This is a genomic window from Flavobacterium branchiophilum NBRC 15030 = ATCC 35035, assembly GCF_002217205.1.
Lineage (GTDB): Bacteria > Bacteroidota > Bacteroidia > Flavobacteriales > Flavobacteriaceae > Flavobacterium > Flavobacterium branchiophilum.
This window is the reverse complement of the sequence record NZ_MUGT01000150.1, coordinates 1-20,332: the sequence shown is the minus strand read 5'-3', so window position 1 is coordinate 20,332 and position 20,332 is coordinate 1. Positions and strand designations below refer to the sequence as shown.

Annotated in this window: 20 protein-coding genes; 7 read left to right on the top strand and 13 right to left on the bottom strand. The window is 30.3% G+C overall.

Annotated features, from left to right (window positions below):
* Positions 1-241 precede the first annotated feature (241 nt).
* Positions 242-1,714 carry an IMP dehydrogenase gene (guaB, locus tag B0A58_RS14115; protein WP_014084080.1) on the top strand — a complete coding sequence of 491 codons (1,473 nt, stop codon included), beginning with the start codon at positions 242-244 and terminating at the stop codon, positions 1,712-1,714.
* A 67-nt stretch (positions 1,715-1,781) separates the two neighbouring features.
* Positions 1,782-2,877 (top strand): peptide chain release factor 2 gene (prfB, locus tag B0A58_RS14110; RefSeq protein WP_133063148.1). Its coding sequence is split into 2 segments (ribosomal slippage): positions 1,782-1,844 and positions 1,846-2,877, totalling 1,095 coding nucleotides; the frame shifts between segments, so codons are not numbered across the junction.
* Between the two features lie 40 nt (positions 2,878-2,917).
* Here the strand turns inward: prfB and B0A58_RS14105 are convergent.
* The 3 genes from B0A58_RS14105 to B0A58_RS14095 all read right to left on the bottom strand — a co-directional run bounded on the left by B0A58_RS14105 (position 2,918) and on the right by B0A58_RS14095 (position 5,866).
* A complete protein-coding gene (locus tag B0A58_RS14105) occupies positions 2,918-3,625 on the bottom strand; it encodes a polysaccharide deacetylase family protein (RefSeq protein ID WP_165766356.1) in 708 nt (235 codons plus the stop codon).
* Between the two features lie 117 nt (positions 3,626-3,742).
* Complete coding sequence (gene purB / locus B0A58_RS14100) at positions 3,743-5,089, bottom strand: adenylosuccinate lyase (protein WP_089081591.1); 1,347 nt, start codon at positions 5,087-5,089, stop codon at positions 3,743-3,745.
* Between the two features lie 93 nt (positions 5,090-5,182).
* Entirely contained in the window at positions 5,183-5,866 is a 684-nt protein-coding gene (locus tag B0A58_RS14095) for an SIR2 family NAD-dependent protein deacylase (RefSeq protein ID WP_089081590.1), read from the bottom strand.
* Positions 5,867-6,158: 292 nt separating this feature from the next.
* On the opposite strand from B0A58_RS14095, the gene B0A58_RS14085 reads away from it, so the two are divergent.
* Positions 6,159-6,821: a TrmH family RNA methyltransferase gene (locus B0A58_RS14085; RefSeq protein ID WP_089081588.1), complete on the top strand. Its 663-nt coding sequence runs from the start codon at positions 6,159-6,161 to the stop codon at positions 6,819-6,821.
* A gap of 52 nt (positions 6,822-6,873) precedes the next feature.
* Positions 6,874-7,431 carry a DUF1003 domain-containing protein gene (locus B0A58_RS14080; protein ID WP_089081587.1) on the top strand — a complete coding sequence of 186 codons (558 nt, stop codon included), beginning with the start codon at positions 6,874-6,876 and terminating at the stop codon, positions 7,429-7,431.
* Position 7,432: 1 nt separating this feature from the next.
* Here B0A58_RS14080 and B0A58_RS14075 read toward each other — a convergent pair whose 3' ends face one another.
* The 7 genes from B0A58_RS14075 to rsfS all read right to left on the bottom strand — a co-directional run bounded on the left by B0A58_RS14075 (position 7,433) and on the right by rsfS (position 12,968).
* Entirely contained in the window at positions 7,433-8,188 is a 756-nt protein-coding gene (locus tag B0A58_RS14075; RefSeq protein ID WP_014084086.1) for a superoxide dismutase, read from the bottom strand.
* A 38-nt stretch (positions 8,189-8,226) separates the two neighbouring features.
* A complete protein-coding gene (locus tag B0A58_RS14070; RefSeq protein WP_014084087.1) occupies positions 8,227-8,499 on the bottom strand; it encodes an acyl-CoA-binding protein in 273 nt (90 codons plus the stop codon).
* Complete coding sequence (locus B0A58_RS14065; RefSeq protein ID WP_014084088.1) at positions 8,499-9,155, bottom strand: phosphatidylserine decarboxylase family protein; 657 nt, start codon at positions 9,153-9,155, stop codon at positions 8,499-8,501. The genes B0A58_RS14070 and B0A58_RS14065 overlap by 1 nt, the downstream gene beginning before the upstream one ends.
* 1 nt (position 9,156) lies before the next feature.
* Positions 9,157-9,957: a phosphatidate cytidylyltransferase gene (locus B0A58_RS14060; protein ID WP_089081586.1), complete on the bottom strand. Its 801-nt coding sequence runs from the start codon at positions 9,955-9,957 to the stop codon at positions 9,157-9,159.
* A gap of 2 nt (positions 9,958-9,959) precedes the next feature.
* Positions 9,960-10,559, bottom strand: a complete 600-nt coding sequence (locus B0A58_RS14055) for a lactate utilization protein B/C (RefSeq protein ID WP_089081585.1) — start codon at positions 10,557-10,559, stop codon at positions 9,960-9,962.
* Positions 10,560-10,654: 95 nt separating this feature from the next.
* Entirely contained in the window at positions 10,655-12,586 is a 1,932-nt protein-coding gene (gene ftsH, locus B0A58_RS14050) for an ATP-dependent zinc metalloprotease FtsH (protein ID WP_089081584.1), read from the bottom strand.
* Positions 12,587-12,596: 10 nt separating this feature from the next.
* A complete protein-coding gene (gene rsfS, locus B0A58_RS14045; protein ID WP_014084092.1) occupies positions 12,597-12,968 on the bottom strand; it encodes a ribosome silencing factor in 372 nt (123 codons plus the stop codon).
* Positions 12,969-13,054: 86 nt separating this feature from the next.
* Between rsfS and B0A58_RS14040 the strand changes: the two genes are divergently transcribed.
* Positions 13,055-13,786 carry a biotin--[acetyl-CoA-carboxylase] ligase gene (locus tag B0A58_RS14040; RefSeq protein ID WP_089081583.1) on the top strand — a complete coding sequence of 244 codons (732 nt, stop codon included), beginning with the start codon at positions 13,055-13,057 and terminating at the stop codon, positions 13,784-13,786.
* 45 nt (positions 13,787-13,831) lie between these two features.
* Here B0A58_RS14040 and B0A58_RS14035 read toward each other — a convergent pair whose 3' ends face one another.
* Positions 13,832-15,751, bottom strand: a complete 1,920-nt coding sequence (locus B0A58_RS14035) for a DUF349 domain-containing protein (RefSeq protein WP_089081582.1) — start codon at positions 15,749-15,751, stop codon at positions 13,832-13,834.
* A gap of 208 nt (positions 15,752-15,959) precedes the next feature.
* Here B0A58_RS14035 and B0A58_RS14030 point away from each other — a divergent pair, with 208 nt between their 5' ends.
* Both B0A58_RS14030 and B0A58_RS14025 read left to right on the top strand, forming a co-directional pair.
* A complete protein-coding gene (locus B0A58_RS14030) occupies positions 15,960-16,289 on the top strand; it encodes a ribonuclease Z (RefSeq protein WP_089081581.1) in 330 nt (109 codons plus the stop codon).
* A gap of 12 nt (positions 16,290-16,301) precedes the next feature.
* Entirely contained in the window at positions 16,302-17,207 is a 906-nt protein-coding gene (locus B0A58_RS14025; RefSeq protein ID WP_089081580.1) for a ribonuclease Z, read from the top strand.
* Positions 17,208-17,218: 11 nt separating this feature from the next.
* On the opposite strand, the gene B0A58_RS14020 is transcribed toward B0A58_RS14025, so the two are convergent.
* Positions 17,219-19,003: a chloride channel protein gene (locus tag B0A58_RS14020; RefSeq protein ID WP_089081579.1), complete on the bottom strand. Its 1,785-nt coding sequence runs from the start codon at positions 19,001-19,003 to the stop codon at positions 17,219-17,221.
* A gap of 5 nt (positions 19,004-19,008) precedes the next feature.
* Positions 19,009-20,160: a S1 family peptidase gene (locus B0A58_RS14015; RefSeq protein ID WP_089081578.1), complete on the bottom strand. Its 1,152-nt coding sequence runs from the start codon at positions 20,158-20,160 to the stop codon at positions 19,009-19,011.
* Positions 20,161-20,332: the final 172 nt, after the last annotated feature.

Genomic DNA, 20,332 nt, shown 5'->3' with positions numbered 1-20,332 from the left:
AAATAAATTATTTTTTTATAAAAAACTTTAGTACAAAATATTTTCAACAACTGATATTCTACAAATTAAAAAACCATGCAATCATTATTATAAATTTCAATACGCTGCCATTATATTACAATATAAATCTAAAATTTATGCATTTGTTAGTTGAATTTAGCTAATTTCAAAATCAAAGCAAAATAATGCTTGATTTAAAAATTTTTATATATATTTGCACGCAATTTAATCACAAATTGCAATGAACGCACACCTATCTAAAATTATCGGCGAAGGACTTACGTATGACGACGTATTATTAGTTCCAAATTACTCAAATGTACTTCCTAGAGAAGTGAGTATTCAAACAAAATTTTCTAAAAACATTACCTTAAATGTACCAATTGTGTCGGCAGCAATGGACACTGTTACAGAAAGTGCCATGGCAATTGCAATGGCTCAAGAAGGAGGTATTGGAGTTTTGCACAAAAACATGACTATTGCTCAGCAAGCTGCAAAAGTGAAAAAAGTAAAACGAGCAGAGTCTGGAATGATTATAGATCCTGTAACACTTTTATTATCTTCGACTGTGGCCGATGCTAAAAATGCTATGAAAGAATATGGTATTGGCGGCATTCCAATTGTGGACGAAAATAAAGTTTTGAAAGGTATTGTTACCAATAGAGATTTACGATTTGAAAAAAATAATGCCAGACCTATTCAAGAAGTCATGACGGCTAAAGACTTAGTTACCGTTTCGGAAGGGACTTCATTAGAACAAGCCGAGGAAGTATTGCAAGGATATAAAATAGAAAAATTACCTGTTGTTAATGCTGATTATCAATTAGTTGGCTTGATAACGTTTAGAGATATTACAAAACATAATCAAAAACCAATTGCCAATAAGGATGTTTTTGGAAGGTTGCGAGTAGCGGCTGCAATTGGAGTAACTGGCGATGCAGTAGAACGAGCAGCAGCATTAGTAAAAGCGGGAGTGGATGCAATTATTATAGACACTGCCCACGGACACACTCAAGGCGTTGTAAATGTATTGAAAGACGTAAAATCAAAATTTCCTCAAATTGATGTTATTGTAGGAAATATTGCAACACCAGAAGCTGCCTTGTTTTTAGTAGAAAATGGTGCCGACGGCGTAAAAGTAGGCATTGGCCCTGGTTCTATATGTACCACACGAATTGTTGCAGGTGTTGGTTTTCCTCAATTTTCTGCTGTTTTAGAAGTAGCTGCCGCATTAAGAGGAACAGGGATACCCGTAATTGCTGATGGTGGTATTCGCTACACAGGCGATATTCCAAAAGCATTGGCTGCTGGAGCCGATTGTGTAATGCTTGGATCCTTATTGGCCGGTACAAAAGAATCTCCTGGTGAAACCATTATTTTTGAAGGTAGAAAGTTCAAATCCTACCGAGGCATGGGATCTGTAGAAGCCATGGAAGGAGGGTCTAAAGACCGTTATTTTCAAGATGTTGAAGACGATGTAAAAAAACTTGTACCCGAAGGCATTGTTGGTCGAGTTCCATATAAAGGCGAACTCAACGAAAGCATGTTGCAATTTATTGGTGGATTGCGAGCAGGGATGGGGTATTGTGGTGCAAAAGACATTCCAACATTACAGCAAAATGGTAGATTTGTAAGAATTACAGCAAGTGGCATTAGAGAAAGCCACCCACATAATGTAACCATTACAAAAGAAGCACCAAATTATTCGAGGTAATTAGAAAATAGATGAAAAATTATATTTTTTTAAAAAGTTTATAAAATAATTAATTAACAAAATTTTAATGACAACTACCGAACAAGTTAAGGGAATTGTGGAACGCCTTGGGGCGTTGAGGAGGTATCTTTGACGTGGATGCCAAATTGATAGAAATCACAAATGAAGAGGAAAAAACTCTGGCTCCCAATTTTTGGGACAATCCAAAGGAAGCTGAAGCATATATCAAAACTTTAAGAAGTAAGAAAAAATGGGTTGAAGATTATGATAAAGCTGTTGTACTTGCGGACGAATTGCAATTGGCATTTGACTTTTATAAAGAGGGCGAATTGACAGAAGCAGAATTAGACGAGCACTATATGAAAGTTAACCATCATATTGAAGCTATCGAATTTAGAAATATGCTTGCAGACGAAGGAGACTCATTAAGTGCTGTACTACAAATAACTGCAGGTGCTGGAGGTACTGAAAGCTGTGATTGGGCTTCGATGTTGATGCGGATGTACATGATGTGGGGCGAAAAAGAAGGCTATAAAATCAAAGAATTGAATTTTCAAAAAGGCGAAGCGGCTGGTATAAAAACCGTTACACTAGAATTTGAGGGTGATTATTCGTTTGGATACCTCAAAGGCGAAAATGGTGTGCATCGGTTGGTTCGGATTTCGCCATTTGATAGCAATGCCAAAAGGCATACCTCGTTTGCATCGGTATATGTATATCCGTTGGCAGATGATACCATCCAAATTGATATTAATCCAGCAGATATATCCTGGGAAACCATGAGGTCGAGTGGGGCAGGGGGACAAAATGTAAATAAAGTTGAAACTGCAGTAAGATTAAGGCATCATCCTACTGGTATTATTATAGAAAATTCTGAAACAAGATCGCAATTAGATAATAAAACCAAAGCAATGCAACTTTTAAAATCTCAATTATATGAAATTGAATTAAAGAAAAAACAAGCATTGCGAGATGAGATAGAAGCTAATAAAAAGAAAATTGAATGGGGTTCACAAATAAGAAATTATGTAATGCATCCTTATAAATTAGTAAAAGATGTACGCACTCAAGAAGAAACAAGTAATGTAGATGGGGTAATGGATGGTGAAATAGATCATTTTTTGAAAGCTTATTTGATGATGATGGGACAAAAACAAGAATAAAATCAAAAACTCGATACTGTAATTTATAGTATCGAGTTTTTTAATTCAAATCTTTAAATGTATAAAATTTCATATTGTTTTTTTGTACATACTGACAAATAAAAACTAATGTTTTCAAATCAACTTCGTATTTACCTTTAACTGCTTTTACGGGTTTGTGTGCATATAATATTAATATTTTGTTATTTTTTTTTGCAAATGCTAATAATTTTTCAAGATATGTAATGCTAAATTGAGGGTAAAATTCATCAATTCCCCAACCTAATACCAATCGTGAGGCATAATCATTATAACAATTTTGTCTTTCAGGTTCAAAACTAGCATAAGTTGTACCTCTTAATATCTTAAATTTTTGATACAAATTTTTATCCAAAATTTCATTTCTTTCCCCATAAGGATAAGAAAAAGAGTGTAATTTTAAATTATTCTGTCTAAAAAAATTTTGCATCGGTAAAATTTCCAAATTCATATACGAAGCAATAGAATGTTTTTTTAAATACAATGGTGCTTTGGTATGTAACCATCCATGCCCCGCAATTTCATGTCCATTTTGTTGAAATTTTAACAATTGAATCAATTGCGGATATTTAATTTTATTTATTTTACTTACAAAAAAAGTTGCTTTCCAGCGGTAAATTTTCAAATAATTATCAGCCATTTGCCATTCAGCTACATAATCATCATCAAAACTCAATATAACACCGGCTTGAGGTATAATATTTGTAGTTTTTGATTGATTGTAATTCATTTCTGCATAATATAAAAAAACGAGCAAAATCAAAAAACAAAAACTCAATAAAGCCCAAAATTTTGAAGAAATTACATTCATTTAAATAAAATATTTTGTAATATACTAATTATAATTTTATATACCTGTAAAATTACTTGGAGAAATATTTAAAAGAGTCGATTTAATTTCGTCTGAAACTTCCAATGTATGAATAAATTCATGAATAGATTGTTTTGTAATCGTTTCATTAGTTCTGGTTAATCCTTTTAATGCTTCATAAGGATTTGGATACGCCTCACGTCTTAAAATTGTTTGAATTGCTTCAGCTACAACAGCCCAATTTTTTTCTAAATCTTCTTCAAATTTAATTTTGTTCAATAATAATTTATTCAAACCTTTCAAAGTAGATTCAAATGCAATGATGGTATGACCTATAGGTACACCAATGTTTCTTAAAACGGTACTGTCTGTTAAATCTCGTTGCAACCTAGAGGTAGGTAATTTTGCAGCTAAATGTTCAAAAATTGCATTTGCTATACCTAAATTTCCTTCAGAATTTTCAAAATCAATAGGGTTTACCTTATGAGGCATGGCAGAGGAACCAATTTCGCCTGCTTTAATTTTTTGTTTAAAATAATCCATCGAAACATAGGTCCAAATATCTCTGTCTAAATCTATAACGATGGTATTGATGCGTTTTAAAGCATCGAAAAATGCTGCAAAATGATCGTAATGTTCTATTTGTGTTGTGGGAAAAGAATGATGTAAACCTAAGTTTTCGCTAACAAATTTTGTACCAAACGCTTTCCAATCTATTTGAGGGTATGCCACATGATGGGCATTATAATTGCCTGTGGCTCCACCAAATTTTGCTGCAAAAGGAATGTTAAAAAGCAACCGCAATTGTTCTTCGATACGAGTAACAAATACCGCAATTTCTTTGCCCAAACGGGTAGGAGAGGCGGGCTGTCCGTGAGTTTTGGCCAACATTGGTATAGATTGCCATTCAATGCTCAACTCTTTTAATTTAGCAGTTAATTCGATTAAAAGTGGTAAATAAACCTGTTCAAATGCTTCTTTTGTAGATAGGGGTATAGCAGTATTATTTATATCTTGCGAAGTTAAACCAAAATGAATAAACTCTTTATATGCACCTAATCCATGTTTTTCAAATGCTTCCTTAATAAAATATTCTACAGCTTTTACATCGTGATTAGTAATTTTTTCAGTTTCTTTGATCCATAATGCATCTTTTGTAGAAAAATTTAGGTATATATTTCTTAAATCTGAAAAAATATTTGAATTAATTTCCTTTAATTGTGGTAATGGTATTTCGCATAATGCAATAAAATACTCTATTTCTACTTGAACTCTATATTTTATTAAGGCTTCTTCCGAGAAAAAAGGAGCTAAATTTTGGGTTTTATTTCTATATCTGCCATCAATCGGCGATATGGCATTTAATTCTGTAAGAGATGTCATTGTAATTGTTGTTTATTTTCAAAGCCCAAAGATAATTAGTTTTTTGAATAAATGGGTTGTATTTATCGAAAACTAATTATCAAATATTGAATGTTAATTTATTAATATTTTATATAATTTTTCCATACCAACTGATGCTTTTTCTTTAATAATATATACATCATTAGGCAAATCATACATTTCAGCAGGATTTGGATCAATATAATATATTGTCGTATTTGCATTAGCATATTGCATCAAACTAGCTGCTGGATATACTTGCAACGAAGTGCCAATTATAACTAATATATCGGCCTTCTCTACTATTAAGGCCGCTTTTTCAATCATAGGAACGGCTTCGCCAAACCAAACAATATGGGGTCGTAATTGATGACCATTTGAATCAGTATCGCCCCAGTTCAAATCGTCATGCCAATCTAAAACTACATTAGCATGTTTTGTGCTTCTAACTTTGGTTAGCATGCCATGCAAATGTATTATGGCACTACTTCCTGCTTTTTCATGCAAATTATCAACATTTTGTGTAATAATTTCTACATCAAAAAGATCCTCTAAATCTTTTAATATACTATGAGCCTTATTCGGATATACACTTTTCAGTTGTTTCCTCCTTTGATTATAAAAATCTAAAACCAACTTTGGGTTTTTTTGCCATCCTTCTGGAGTTGCCACATCCATAACATTGTGATTTTCCCACATGCCATCACTATCTCTAAAGGTTTTTATGCCACTTTCTGCACTTATTCCTGCTCCTGTGAGTACTACTATTTTTTTCATTTGCAAATTATTAGATGTATTGATTATTTTCAATTTCAAAAAGTTATATTCTTTATTTACAGTATTTTGCGTTAGGGATAGTTGTAGAAATCCTTTTTTGAGGCTTTTTCAACCTCAAATAAGATTATTTCACAATATTTCATTTCTTTTGGAGTTCAATGAACGTAGTTTGCAACAGATAGCCCGACCCTTGGGGAACGCCCAAAAAACATTAATTATTGGCTGTTTTATTTAGAATTTAACTCCCTAAAATTAACCATTTTTTTTAATTTTGCCAAATATTTTATAAATTATGATTGATTTAGATTATTTAGCGTATTTAGAAACTTTTTTGACAGAAAATAGAAAAGAAAATTTTTTAAAAATATTAAAAAACCGTACTAATCATTTTACAGTTGCTATTGAAGATGTGTACCAACTCCACAACACTAGTGCTGTAATGAGAAGTTGCGAAGTATTTGGTGTACAAGAACTTCATGTCATAGAACAACGATTTGGAAAATCAATTGATAGAGAAATAGCCATGGGAGCTCAAAAATGGGTTGATATTTATAAATATGAATCACAACAAACGTGTATTGAAACACTACGAAACAAAGGGTACCAAATCATTGCTACTACACCACATGAAAATGATTGTTTATTGGAGGATTTTGATATTTCTAAACCAAGTGCATTATTTTTCGGAACTGAGAGGGCAGGATTGTCAGAAGAAATAATAAAAAATGCAGACGGTTTTTTAAAAATTCCAATGGTTGGATTTACAGAGAGCTTAAATATCTCTGTTTCAGCTGCTATTATATTACAAAATTTAACATCCAGATTGAGAAAATCTACTATTAATTGGCAATTGAACGAAGCTGTTATGTTAGAAAAAAGACTCAATTGGACCAAAAATTCTATAAAAGACATCAAAAGAATTGAAAGCAGGTATTATAATGAAAATATAAAATAATTTGATATCGTGTTATATTAATTCTTATATTTGAATATCATAATTAAATAAAATGGAAAATATAAATATAAAAGAATTTATTAAAGAAGAACAAAAGCAATTGGAAAAATTGCATGATATTGTAAAAAAATCTATTGATGCTGAAGAACTGATTATTCAAAATTTGATTCATCCGCCATTAGAAAAACTAACAAAAGGACAAAAAATATCTGACAAAGTAGCTCAATTTGGTGGAAGTTGGAATTTCATAATTTCTTTTTTTCTTCTTTTAATTGTATGGATTATATTTAATGTTTTGGCTACAGGTTTTTATAAATTTGACCCATATCCTTTCATATTAATGAACCTTATTTTATCTTGTATAGCAGCACTGCAGGCACCAATTATTATGATGAGTCAAAACAGGCAAGAAGAAAAAGACCGTAAAAGAAGTGAAAATGATTATTTAATCAATTTAAAAGCGGAAATGCAGGTTAGAAGTTTAAATCAAAAAATGGATTTGTTACTCGAAGAACAAATTAAAACACTTTTTGAAACACAAGAAAAACAATTTTTATTATTGAAAGAATTAAATGATAAATTAGATCATTTGAAATTCATGCAAAAATAGTTTATTTTAAACTTTCTTCGTAATTTCTTGCAATATTTTCCCAATTGATGATATTGAAAAAAGCATCAATATATTGATTTCTTTTATTTTGATAATTCAAATAATAAGCATGTTCCCACAAATCAATTGCTAAAATTGGTTTTCCTTTCACAATAGCATTAGGCATTAATGGATTATCTTGGTTTTGGCTATTTACCACTTCTAACATTCCTTTTTTTGTGATTATCAAAAAAGTCCAACCAGATCCAAATTGTTTTGAAGCACTTGACTTAAAAACTGAAGTAAAATTTTCAAAAGAACCAAAACTTTTGTTTATTGCCCCCGATAGGGTATCCTTTGGAATTTGATTTTTTTTACCACCGATAGATTCAAAATACAAATTATGATTGTAAACGCCACCTAAATTATTTTTTAAATCTTCATTTTTAACATCTAAATTTATTAATAATTCTTCTAATGATTTTGTTTGATTTTCAGTATTAGCAATAGCTTTGTTTAAATTATTAAGATAATTTACATAATGTTTCGAATAATGGATTTCCATTGTTCTGGCATCAATACTGGGTTCAAACGCATCGTAATTATATGATAATTTTAATAATTTGAAAGTTCCTTCTACGGCATTAACATCATTTGGATTACCAATCTTAGTGGTTTCTTGAGCTGTGGGCAACGGAACTTCAACAACTTCAGTCAATTTTTTTTTATGACATGATTGTAACACTAACAAACAAAAAAACAATTTTAATATCTTCATTTTTTTTATTTTTTTTAAATAATGTTTTACAAAAATAATTAAATTTTATTTTTTATAGATAAAATGGATGCTATATACAATTCTTTTGCTTCCTCTACACTCAAATGACTTATTTGCATCCAAGCATTGGTTTTAAAAGCATTTCTTAAATCAAAACTCATTTGTTTAGAGGATTCGATAGTACCTAAAGTGGCTTGTTTATAATAAGCATACAACCGCAATTGAACATCTTGCGGCAAAGATGATTGCGGAATGGTTAAAGCAATGGTTACTGCTTCCTGAAATCTAATATCTAAATCTTTTTCCAACATTATTTTGATGCAATAATGGTTTTATTTCCGATTGCTTTTTGCCCTAATACTACATCTATTTTGGTGCCAATCGGAAAATACAAGTCAACTCTCGATCCAAATTTAATAAATCCAGCATCGTCACCTTGAATTACTTCTGTACCTTCAATCGCATAATTGACAATTCTTTTGGCCAATGCTCCCGCTATTTGACGATACAAAATTTCGCCAAATTCAGCATTTTCAAGTACAATCGTAGTACGCTCATTTTCTTCACTTGCCTTTGGGTGCCATGCCACTAAAAATTTTCCTGGGTGGTATTTACTAAAATTTATTTTACCACTCATGGCATATCTCGTTACATGAACATTAATTGGCGACATAAATATAGATACTTGTAATCTTTTATCCTTAAAATATTCTTTTTCGAAAACCTCTTCAATTACAACAACTTTTCCATCAACAGGAGCTAACACTACATTTTTATTTGGGGTAATTTGTCTGTTTGGATTTCTAAAAAATTGTAATACGATTATCAATAGTAATAATGCAACAATTTGTATTGATAATTTTAACCAACTTGTTTCCATTAACTTATCTGCACCAATTACTAAAACGGTTGTCAAAAATAATGTGGTTGTAATAATTACAGTTCCTTCTTTATGAAATTTAATCATCTTATAATATTTGAATAATTTGTAAAAATAAATATATAAATGGTGCCACAAAAATAACACTATCTAATCTGTCTAAAATTCCTCCATGGCCAGGCATAATACTGCCACTATCTTTGACGCCCGCCAATCTTTTAAATCTCGACTCAACTAAATCGCCAATTGTGCCGAATATACCTACAATTATTGCGATTGTTAGCCAAAATAACAATGTCATTGGTACAAAATATTTTGCAATTAACAAACTCCCAATGCAAGCAAACATTAAGCCACCAAGAAAACCTTCTATTGTTTTTTTGGGTGAAATCGATTCAAATAATTTATTTTTTCCTATCGATTTACCAACTATATAGGCAAAAGTGTCGTTTACCCATATTAAAATAAAAATAGAAATTATTATTTTTGGATAAAATATAGCATTCAAATAGGGTATTTTTATTAGTATTACAAATGGTAAAATGATATAACCAATAAGTAAAACATATTTTGATAAAACATCAAATTTAACAAATTTATTTTGAAATAGCGATACCAATAATCTTATACATACAAATAATGAACCACATAAAAGTAATATTTGATTGTATGTAGTTGTTTCAATAACTACAAATAAATTATAAATTACTAATCCAATAATCCATGAAATAACTTTATTTAAATCTAATAAATTACAAAATTCGTATATAGAAACTATTAAAAAAAACAAAAAAAGTAAATTAAAACTTAACTTAGAATATATAGTGGCACCTATCAAAATAATGATATAAATAATGCCAGATAGGGCTCTTGTAGTAGTTTCTCTCATGATTACTCTTCTAAAAGTAATAAATACAAATTTTTGGAACAAATACCATAATTCATAAAATTTTCGTCAATTTTTTCAGTAAAATTTTTTATTGCCATGATATTAAAGGGATAATTGGCTGTATATTTCTTTTTGATAGCTCTTAAACCATCACTTATAGTTTCATTAAATTGATTGGTTCTAGATAAAATTATAATGTTTTTAGGCAAATCATTAGGTTTAAAATGTTTTACCTGATTAGATGACATTAATATTGAGCCTTCTTCAGCTATCAATCCTTCACAAGTGGCAAATAAAAATTGTGGTTCCTCATTTGCTTTATAAAATAATTTATTTTCTTCAAGCAAAGGAATCAATTGATTTTCAAAACATAATACACTACATTCAAACCAATCATTTTCTACTAAAATATTCAAAAATTGTTCTCGGAGTTCATTAAAATCTTCACAATAAATAAATTTACCTCCATTTTCATGAAATAGTTTTACAAAACGTTCCTCTATACTAATAGTCATTTCACTGTCTATTTCACTAAAAATAGACACGTTATCTTCTTGTTCTATTTCTGGAGTTAAACCAAAAATTTTTTTAAATAAATTCATTTTTATTTACACCTATTACTTGTAACCTACAAATATAAAAAAATCTTAATTCAAATATACATTGAATTAAGATTTTTTATTAAGATTTATTAACATTATGATATTTCAGTGTCGAATGTGTTTTGGTTAAAATCTCTTTTTCCAAAAATCAATTCTAAATCATCTTTAAAAATAACTTCTTTTTCTATTAATATATCTGCTAATTGGTTTAATTTATCTTTGTTTTCTGTCAAAATTTCAATAGCTCTTTGGTATTGCCCTTCTATTAATTTTGAAATTTCTTGATCAATAACTAAGGCAGTTTCTTCTGAATATGGTTTTGTAAATCCATATTCACTTTGTCCAGAAGAGTCATAATAAGTAATATTTCCAAGTTTTTCATTTAATCCATAAATCGTAACCATAGCTCTTGCCTGTTTGTTTACTTTCTCTAAATCACTTAAAGCTCCGGTTGATATTTTATCAAAAATTACTTTTTCCGCTGCTCGACCTCCCATAGTCGCACACATTTCGTCTAACATTTGGTCGGGTCTTACAATTAATCGCTCTTCTGGCAAATACCATGCTGCTCCTAAGCTTTGACCTCTTGGCACAATGGTTACTTTTATCAATGGGGCTGCATGCTCCAACATCCAACTCACTGTGGCATGCCCTGCTTCATGAATAGCAATGGCCCGTTTTTCGTTTGGTGTAACAATTTTATTTTTTTTCTCCAATCCACCAATAATTCTATCTACTGCATCCAGAAAATCTTGTTTATCAACCGCTTCTTTGTTATTTCTTGCTGCAATCAATGCTGCTTCATTACAAACATTGGCAATATCTGCTCCAGAAAAACCTGGTGTTTGTTTGGCTAAAAAGTCAATATCTAATCCTTCAACTTTTTTTAATGGTGCCAAATGTACTTGAAATATTTCAGCTCTTTCTCGAATGTCTGGCAAATCTACATAAATTTGTCTGTCAAATCTTCCTGCTCTCATCAGGGCTTTGTCTAAAACGTCTGCTCTATTAGTTGCAGCTAAAACAATCACATTAGAATTGGTTCCAAAACCATCCATTTCTGTAAGCAACTGGTTGAGCGTATTTTCCCTTTCATCATTGCCGCCAGACATACTGTTTTTTCCTCTTGCCCTTCCTACAGCATCAATTTCATCTATAAATATTATAGCTGGCGATTTTTCTTTGGCTTGCTTAAATAAATCTCTTACTCTTGAGGCCCCAACACCAACAAACATTTCAACAAAATCCGAACCTGATAATGAGAAAAAAGGGACTTGTGCTTCTCCAGCTACCGCTTTTGCCAACAACGTTTTTCCTGTACCAGGTGGGCCAACTAACAAAGCACCTTTTGGTATTTTTCCTCCTAAATTAGTATATTTTTCAGGGTTTTTCAAAAATTCTACAATTTCTTGTACCTCCTCTTTTGCTCCTTCAAGCCCTGCTACATCCTTAAATGTTACTTTAATATCTGTTTTTTCGTCAAAAAGTTTGGCTTTTGATTTTCCTATACTAAACATTTGCCCAGGTCCGCCACCGCTTCCTCCTGACATTTTACGCATTACAAAAATCCAAATTCCAATGATAACTAAGAATGGTAAAATATCTACAAACAATGACATGGCTTGGTTTTTTGGTGCAAAACTATAGTCTTTTAATTTGCCTTGTGTTCTGGCTTTCTCCAAAATGTTTTGAAAAGATTCCTCATTACCTATTTGTACAAAATATTGAGGACCTTTATTGGGTTTTTTAAATACATCCAACTTTACTTTTTCATGTTCTTTGCTATTTTTACCTTTGTCAGACAAAAATATTTCTGCTTGTACTTTTTCATATACAATTACATTTGAAATATCTCCTTTTTCTAGGAAATTATTGAATTGTGCAACTGAAATTTTTTCGGGCTGTGCATAATTTTTGATGCCATCATCAAAAATATTGTAAACTAAAATTATGGCCAATATAGCACCATATATCCACCACGGACTAATTTTAATCTTTTTTGGAGTAGGTTTGTTATCTTTAGACATGCTTTATTTTTTAATATTTATTTTCTATCGAAGTCATTTTGGCATCGCCCCAAAGGCTTTCAATATTGTAATATTCACGTATGTGTTTTTGAAAAACATGTACTACAATATTTACATAATCCATCAAAACCCACTCTGCATTATCAGATCCTTCTACATGCCAAGGTTTGTCTTTGATGGCCTTTGAGACCGTTTTTTGAATGGAATTGACTATAGCATTGACTTGTGTATTTGAATTTCCATTACAAATCACAAAATAATCGCATGAGGCATTGTCTATCAATCTCAAATCCAAAATATCTATATCGTTTCCTTTTACTTCTTCTATCCCTTTGATGATGAAAGCTAAAAGTTCATCATTATTAATTTCTTTTTTTGTCATTTATTATTTTTGTATATTTTGCAAAGTTATCATTTTTTGTTGTTAATTTTGAACCTTAACAAAAGTTTAAATTATTTTTATATTTTATGAATATTATCAAACTCAATGCCATAGATTCTACCAATGATTATCTAAAACGTTTAAGTAGTACTCATGTACTCGAAAATTTTACTGTTGTAACTGCCGAAAACCAAACCAATGGCAAAGGGCAAATGGGCGCAAAATGGAATTCTGAAAACGGTAAGAACCTTATTGTTAGCATTTTAATAAAAAACATTTTAAAACAGACTTCAGACATTTTCAATCTTAATGTAGCCATTACAACAGCCATTGCTACTACATTAATAGATATTGACATTCCACATATTTCGATCAAATGGCCTAACGACATTTTGTCAGATTCAAAAAAAATAGCTGGCATACTTATTGAAAATACGCTCAAAACTGATGGCAGTATTATTTCTATTATCGGATTTGGAATAAATATCAATCAAACCTCATTTGAAAATCTTCCTCAAGCTTCCTCTTTATGTAATATTACACATCAAATTTATGATAAAGATTTGATATTATCTAATATTATAGACAATATTCAATTCAATATATCTTTATTATCAAAAAGGATGAACGTTATTTTGTGGGAAAAATACCATGGTTTATTGTTCAAAAAAAATATTTTTATGCCTTTTAAAGATTCAAATCATCAAACTTTTATGGGTAAAATAGTAGGAGTTACTGCTCATGGAAAATTAGAAATAGTACTCGAAAACAAGATCATCAAATCTTTTGATCTGAAAGAAATAACAATGCTTTATTAATTTTTTAACAAAAAGCCTCAATAGGTTTTGAGGCTTTTTAAAATACTATTCTTCTGATTTGAAATTTCTAATTTGTTTTAATTTATCTTTCAATAATACCAATTCTTCCTTATGCTTTTCAATGTTTTTTCTAACCTCTAATACTATTGAATTTTCCTTTTTAGCATTCCTTGTATTGGCAAAAAATTGTATATTATTTTCAAGTTGAAATATTTCACTTTGAACTTCTTCAATTTTTCGAATGATAAATATTTTTTCGTTTTCTAATTTTCTGCTATCGTTACTTTCAGATATTTGTTCTAACTTGTTAGAAAAACGAACCATTTCAGATTCTTTTTTGCTTAAACTCAATTTTTCAAACAAGGCATCTAAAATTTTGTTGAATTTTCCATCAATGTGTCTTCTTGTAAATGGCACTTTTCCAAATGATTTCCAATTGTCTATATGAACTTTGATGGCATTCAAATCTGTTCTATGATCGCCTGTCATTTCAAAAGCTCTAATGACTTCCATGTAGTCTTTTTTCTTTTCAAAAGCTTCAACTTCGTCGGTATTTTCAATGGATTTGAATTCTTTTAATTTCTCAAAATAATGATTACAGGCCTCACGAAATTCTTTCCAAAGACTGTCAGAAATTTTTCTTGGAACATGACCAATGGTTTTCCATTCGTCTTGAATTTGTTTCATTATTGGTGTTGTCAATTCAAAATCGGTACTGTCTTTCAGTTCATTAGCTTTGGCCACCAATGCTTGTTTTTTGGACAAATTATCATGCTGATCTTTTTTAATTTCTTTGTAAAACGAATTTTTCAAAGTATTAAAATCTTTTACAGCATTTTTAAAACGTTGCCAAGTAGCTTCATTTACCTCCATAGGAACTTTTCCTACTTGAAAAAAAGCATTTCTTAAGGCTTCAACTTGATCTATTTGTGCCAACCATAAATTATGAGAATCTACTTTATGTTTTGCTAAAACTTCTAACGCTTCTATTATAATAGTCTTTTGGGATAAGTTGTCTTGTTCTATCAAACGGACTTGTTCATACATTTGCTCACGTTTGTCGTGCATTTGCTTGGTCAAATCGCTAAATTTGATCCAAATTTCTTCACGATGCTCTTTTGAAACTGGGCCAATATCTTCTTTCCACATTCTATGCAAATCTTGCAATTCTCTAAATGCTTTATTCAAATCAGTTTCAGATAATAATTGTTCGCATCTGGCAATGATTTTAAGTTTCAAATCTAAGTTATGCTTAAAATCTAAATCTCTTGCTTCTCTGTCTAAATGCAAAAAATCATAAAAATTTTCTATATGAAAATGATAATTATTCCAAACATGGTTGTATTTATCTTTTGGAATTGCACCTGCATTTTTCCAACGCTCTCTTAAATCATTCAACTGCTTTAAAGCATTTGGAATATTATCTTGGGCACCAACTAAATTTTTTAATTCTTCAACTATTTCTAGTCTTTTATTTAGATTGGCTTGTAAATCATTTTGCAATGACTTAAAATGTTTGTTTTTTTGGTCTTTAAATAATGTATAAAGTTGATCAAATTTATTTTTTAATGGAAAATGATATTGAAATTCTTCATTAGTATCTGCATTTTCTGCCTCAAATTGAGCTCTCTTTTCATCAATAAATTCATAATATTTTGACAAAAATGTGGTTTTGGCTTCTTCAATATGGCTTTTAAAGGCCATAATTTGTTCGTTTTGTACCAAACTTTCTAATGAAGTTACGATGTCTTCCATTGCCATACTTTCGTAATTTTCAATTGGAATTTGAGATATATTCTTAATATCACTTTCGCCTTGTGCTGCAACTTCACTTGAAATTGCTTCCACAGCTGCGTTATTCATCGAATTTTCAAAATCTTGACTTTGAGTTGATGTTGTCATTTGATTTGCATTTTCTAATGCTCCATCTGCTTCTTGCAGGTTATCATTCTTTTCTTCTAACATTTGATCAATGTTTAAGGTTTATATTTATACCATTATTTCGAGGGCGAAAGATACTAAAGCAGTTCTAATTTTCAAAGAAAAAATTAAAATTATGTTAAAAAAAATATTTTAGTAGTTTTTTAATTTGAATTAGCCTTTTTAAAAAATTTTAATTTAATTTTGAATTTTAATTATAAAACCATAACATTTTAAATAATTTATTATCAAAATGAACGATATATCGAATACAATCGTTATCCAAGCTTCTGACAATGTTGATTTAACAGCCATTTGTTCTCAAATAGAATCAAATAATCCGTCAATTCTAAACGCTAATGTCATCATCAATTTGAATTTTTATACTGATTTGAATAATAAAAATCTAAAAATATTTTTACCTATTTTTAAAAATTTTAAAAAAAATAATAAGTCAATTGTTTTAGTTTGCGAACATGTAGATTTTAATATTATTTCTGACAAATTTCCAATTGTTCCCACACTTCAAGAAGCTTATGACGTGATTGAAATGGAAGCAATTGAAAGAGATTTAGGAATTTAAAACTTTAATATATTGAACCTTACCATTTTAGGCTGCTATGCTGCTACCCCCAGAACGTTTACAAATCCTACAGCACAAGTTTTAGACATCAAAAATAGATTGTTTTTAATTGACTGTGGTGAAGGCACCCAAGTGCAACTCCGTAAAAACAAGATTAAATTTTCTAAAATAAATCATATTTTCATATCTCATTTACATGGCGACCATTGTTATGGGTTAATTGGTTTAATTTCGACATTTATGCTACTCAATCGTACTACGGATTTGCATATTTATGGGCCAAAAGGAATCAAAGAGCTGGTTACGGTTCAGTTACGATTATCCCATTCTTGGTCTAGTTATGGATTGATTTTTCATGAATTGGAGGCTGCAACTAGTCAAATTATTTACGAAGACGAAAAAGTTTTGGTAGCAACTATTCCTTTAAAACATAGGATTTATACCAATGGTTTTTTGTTTAAAGAAAAAAGGAATGAAAGAAAACTACATTTAGAAGCGGTTCAAAAATGGGGAATAGATACTTGCTTTTATCAAAATATTAAAAACGGAAAAGACATTATACTTGATGATGGCACTTTTTTACCCAATAGTACGCTGACTTTTGATCCTGATCCCCCAAAAAGTTATGCGTTTTGTTCAGATACGATGTATCATGAAAGTATTATTCCACTAATTGAGGGAGCCTCTGTTTTGTATCATGAAGCCACTTTTTTAGAATCAGAACATGAAAAAGCACAAAAAACAATGCATGCTACAGCTATTCAGGCAGCAACAATAGCATCAAAAGCTGGCGTTGGTAAATTAATTTTAGGACATTTTTCTACCAGATATGAAAATATTGATTTGTTTAAACAGGAAGCTGAAACTGTTTTCTCAAATGTTGAAACCGCCGATGACGGTAAGATATTTGAATTTTAAATTTTTAAAATCTATTCTATACTCATCGATTTTAACTTGGCTCTATAAGCTTCTAAAGCCACCGATTTTGATACAAATCCGTGGTATTTACCATTTTTAATTACAGGTAAAAAAGCCACTTTTGATTTTTCAAATTTATTCATCACCGTTTCCATACTGTCTAATGGATAAATAATATCAGAAGGCTGTGTCATGATTTCTGAAACTTTTGTAAATTTTACGGTATAGGAATTGAAAATTATTTCACGGATATGATTGAAATGGACAATGCCAACTAATTGATTATCAAGATTGACAACACCAAAAATGACTTGATTGGAATGTGAAATTAAATCTACTAATTTTTCTAAATTTTCATTTGGAGTAATAGTCAAAAAATCCGTTTGTATGACTTGATTGATGTCTAATGTTGTAAGCACATTTTTATCTTTATTATTAGTAAAAACATGGCCTTTTTTGGCTAAATTTTTGACATCCATCGAATGTTTTTCAAATCTTTTTGAAATTGTAAAACTAATAGAAGAAACAATCATTAATGGAATCATCAAATTGTATCCTCCCGTAATTTCGGCAATTAAAAAGATAGCTGTTAGCGGTGCATGAAACAAGCCACTTAATATTCCTGCCATTCCTACTAAAGTGAAATTGCTTATAGGAAGGTGAGCAATACCAATAAAATTAATGATTTTAGAAAACAAAAAACCGCAATATGACCCTAAAAATAGGGAAGGGGCAAAGTTGCCTCCATTACCTCCACATCCTAAAGTAATACCAGTAGCAAATGCTTTTATAAACATTGTTAGTCCTACAAATATTAATAAAACCCAAGTATTTTGATTGTATTTTTCAAAAAGAGTGTGGTTTAAAATCCGACCAGGGTTTTTATCTGAAAGTATCCGAATACTTTCATAACCTTCTCCAAATAGGGTTGGAAAAACATATATCAAAATGGCCAATATACTGGAACCAATCAGCGCTTTTTGATAAGGCTTCCATCTTTTTCTAGCAAAAAAATGCTCCGTTCTTTGAAAATTTCTGATATAAAAAACAGCAATTAAGCCAGTAATAATGCCTAAACCAATGTAAAACGGAACATTATGGTAATCAAAATTTTCTTGTTGTTTGAAATTTAATAAAATTGTAGGGTCTAATATCAAAGCGGAAACTAATGCTCCTGTGGCAGCCGCAATCATGATTGGAGTAAATGCAGAAATACTTACATCTACTAAAAGCACTTCTATGGCAAATAATACACCTGCTATTGGTGCATTAAAGGCAGCTGCAATACCCGCAGCTACACCACATCCAATTAATAAGGTCCTGTCCTGATAACCAAGTTTGTAATTTTGTGCATAATTGGAACCAAATGCAGCTCCAGTAATCACTATCGGACTCTCTAAACCTGCTGATCCGCCTAAACCAACAGTTAGTGAGCTCGTTATAATTTGAGCAAACATTTGCTTTTTTGGTATGATACTCGCTTTTTTGGCTACGGCATACAAAATTTGAGACGTCCCTTTTTCTATTGTTCCTCCTAATAAATTTTTTACCACAAATACAGTTAAAATTATACCAAAAATAGGAAAAAAACTATTAATAAATCCTAATTTTAATACACTTTCAATATAATTTGCAAACGTAAATACAGCATGTGCAAAGGTTTTTAATACTATTACTGCAAATGCAGCAGAAATACCAACTAAAACACTAGATAAAAAGATAAACTGTTTTGGCTCAATAAAGGATTGAGCCAAAAATATAGTTGTTTCTAAATAGGTTTTAATTTTTTTTATCATATTTTCTAATTGATAAGATTTAAAGCATGTTTAACAACAATTCCAAAATTGTAACCTTGTGCTTGGTCAAATCCAGCATAATTTACGGCTATCAATTGTCCACATTCGTTAAAAACGGGTGATCCACTGGCACCATGTGTAGAAGTTACACTATATTGTAAACTTGTACCATCTGATTCTTTATTGATTTGACCTTCATAAATTTGTACTTTAATCCCTTTTTTGGTATTTGCTAATGTCATACCCATTGGATAACCTATCAAAACAGCATTTGTTCCTGGCTTGATACTGGTATCGTCGCTAACGGCAGATTGCAAATCAACCACATTTTGAACACTTTCTGGTATTTTTTTGGTTTTAATTTGCAAAACAGCCACATCTATTTCGCCATCATCTGCTGTTTTCAAAATTTCACATTCTAGCCATTCATCATTTGAACCATGTAAAGCAATACTTATATTTACAGATACTGGAATAACTTCTATATCTTCAATTGCCATTTTCCTTGAGGTTTCTAGTGCTGCTTCTAATTGATGATTTTCTTCAACCAAATTTGCTGCTTCTTCACTAATATCTATTGAATCTGTAGCGGTTATGGTTTGCTGTGGCGATGTGTTCTCGTTATTTTCTGATGCTCCTTGTTCAGAATTTGCTCCTCCTTCTTCATCATAATTTACCATATCCCAATTTTTTTCCAAATATTCTTTAGCCTCGTCTGGATCTATATTTTCTGGTAAAATATATGAAATTTCTTGAGCTAAGTTATCACTTAAATTTTTATTCAAATCTTCATATTTCCAAGGTTCTGCCACATGATGATTGGTAACTATTTTACCATCTTCAGATACAAAAAAACCAGTTCCTGTAATGGTTTGTTCGCCATAATTGGCATCATTTACATTCAAAATAAACGGTTTTGCACCTTTTATCGAAACTTGATAACTGTAAGTATGTTTTACTAAAACAACTGCATCTTTATATTTTTCGTAAATAGCATTCTTATTTGGCAAACATGTAACTTCTTTTTGTTCAAATTGTTTCAATATTTTTGGTATTGCAAAACCAAATAATACTAATACTGCAATTATGATGATAATGTATTTTTTTTTGTTTGATGGTGTAGGCTCTAAATTGTTATTTAAGTTTGTGATTTTCATTGTTTTTAATTATTAAATCATTAATCATTAGGTTTATATGTAAATTTAATTTTTTTTATAAACTATTTATGACATTAAAAAGGTATTCATATAATTATCAATTTTTATAATCTTATATTTTTTTAAAAATAATAAATGTTTTTTAATAAAATAATATTTCTATAATTATTAA

What these genes read in the sequence shown, in the direction of transcription:
- B0A58_RS14060 (WP_089081586.1), bottom strand. Translation starts at nt 9,957, where the DNA reads ATGAGAGAAACTACTACAAGAGCCCTATCTGGCATTATTTATATCATT.
- ftsH (WP_089081584.1), bottom strand. Translation starts at nt 12,586, where the DNA reads ATGTCTAAAGATAACAAACCTACTCCAAAAAAGATTAAAATTAGTCCG.
- B0A58_RS14085 (WP_089081588.1), top strand. Translation starts at nt 6,159, where the DNA reads ATGATTGATTTAGATTATTTAGCGTATTTAGAAACTTTTTTGACAGAA.
- B0A58_RS14070 (WP_014084087.1), bottom strand. Translation starts at nt 8,499, where the DNA reads ATGTTGGAAAAAGATTTAGATATTAGATTTCAGGAAGCAGTAACCATT.
- B0A58_RS14020 (WP_089081579.1), bottom strand. Translation starts at nt 19,003, where the DNA reads ATGATAAAAAAAATTAAAACCTATTTAGAAACAACTATATTTTTGGCT.
- B0A58_RS14105 (WP_165766356.1), bottom strand. Translation starts at nt 3,625, where the DNA reads ATGAATTACAATCAATCAAAAACTACAAATATTATACCTCAAGCCGGT.
- B0A58_RS14065 (WP_014084088.1), bottom strand. Translation starts at nt 9,155, where the DNA reads ATGATTAAATTTCATAAAGAAGGAACTGTAATTATTACAACCACATTA.
- guaB (WP_014084080.1), top strand. Translation starts at nt 242, where the DNA reads ATGAACGCACACCTATCTAAAATTATCGGCGAAGGACTTACGTATGAC.
- B0A58_RS14035 (WP_089081582.1), bottom strand. Translation starts at nt 15,751, where the DNA reads ATGTTAGAAGAAAAGAATGATAACCTGCAAGAAGCAGATGGAGCATTA.
- B0A58_RS14080 (WP_089081587.1), top strand. Translation starts at nt 6,874, where the DNA reads ATGGAAAATATAAATATAAAAGAATTTATTAAAGAAGAACAAAAGCAA.
- B0A58_RS14030 (WP_089081581.1), top strand. Translation starts at nt 15,960, where the DNA reads ATGAACGATATATCGAATACAATCGTTATCCAAGCTTCTGACAATGTT.
- B0A58_RS14055 (WP_089081585.1), bottom strand. Translation starts at nt 10,559, where the DNA reads ATGAATTTATTTAAAAAAATTTTTGGTTTAACTCCAGAAATAGAACAA.
- purB (WP_089081591.1), bottom strand. Translation starts at nt 5,089, where the DNA reads ATGACATCTCTTACAGAATTAAATGCCATATCGCCGATTGATGGCAGA.
- rsfS (WP_014084092.1), bottom strand. Translation starts at nt 12,968, where the DNA reads ATGACAAAAAAAGAAATTAATAATGATGAACTTTTAGCTTTCATCATC.
- B0A58_RS14040 (WP_089081583.1), top strand. Translation starts at nt 13,055, where the DNA reads ATGAATATTATCAAACTCAATGCCATAGATTCTACCAATGATTATCTA.
- B0A58_RS14095 (WP_089081590.1), bottom strand. Translation starts at nt 5,866, where the DNA reads ATGAAAAAAATAGTAGTACTCACAGGAGCAGGAATAAGTGCAGAAAGT.
- B0A58_RS14015 (WP_089081578.1), bottom strand. Translation starts at nt 20,160, where the DNA reads ATGAAAATCACAAACTTAAATAACAATTTAGAGCCTACACCATCAAAC.
- B0A58_RS14075 (WP_014084086.1), bottom strand. Translation starts at nt 8,188, where the DNA reads ATGAAGATATTAAAATTGTTTTTTTGTTTGTTAGTGTTACAATCATGT.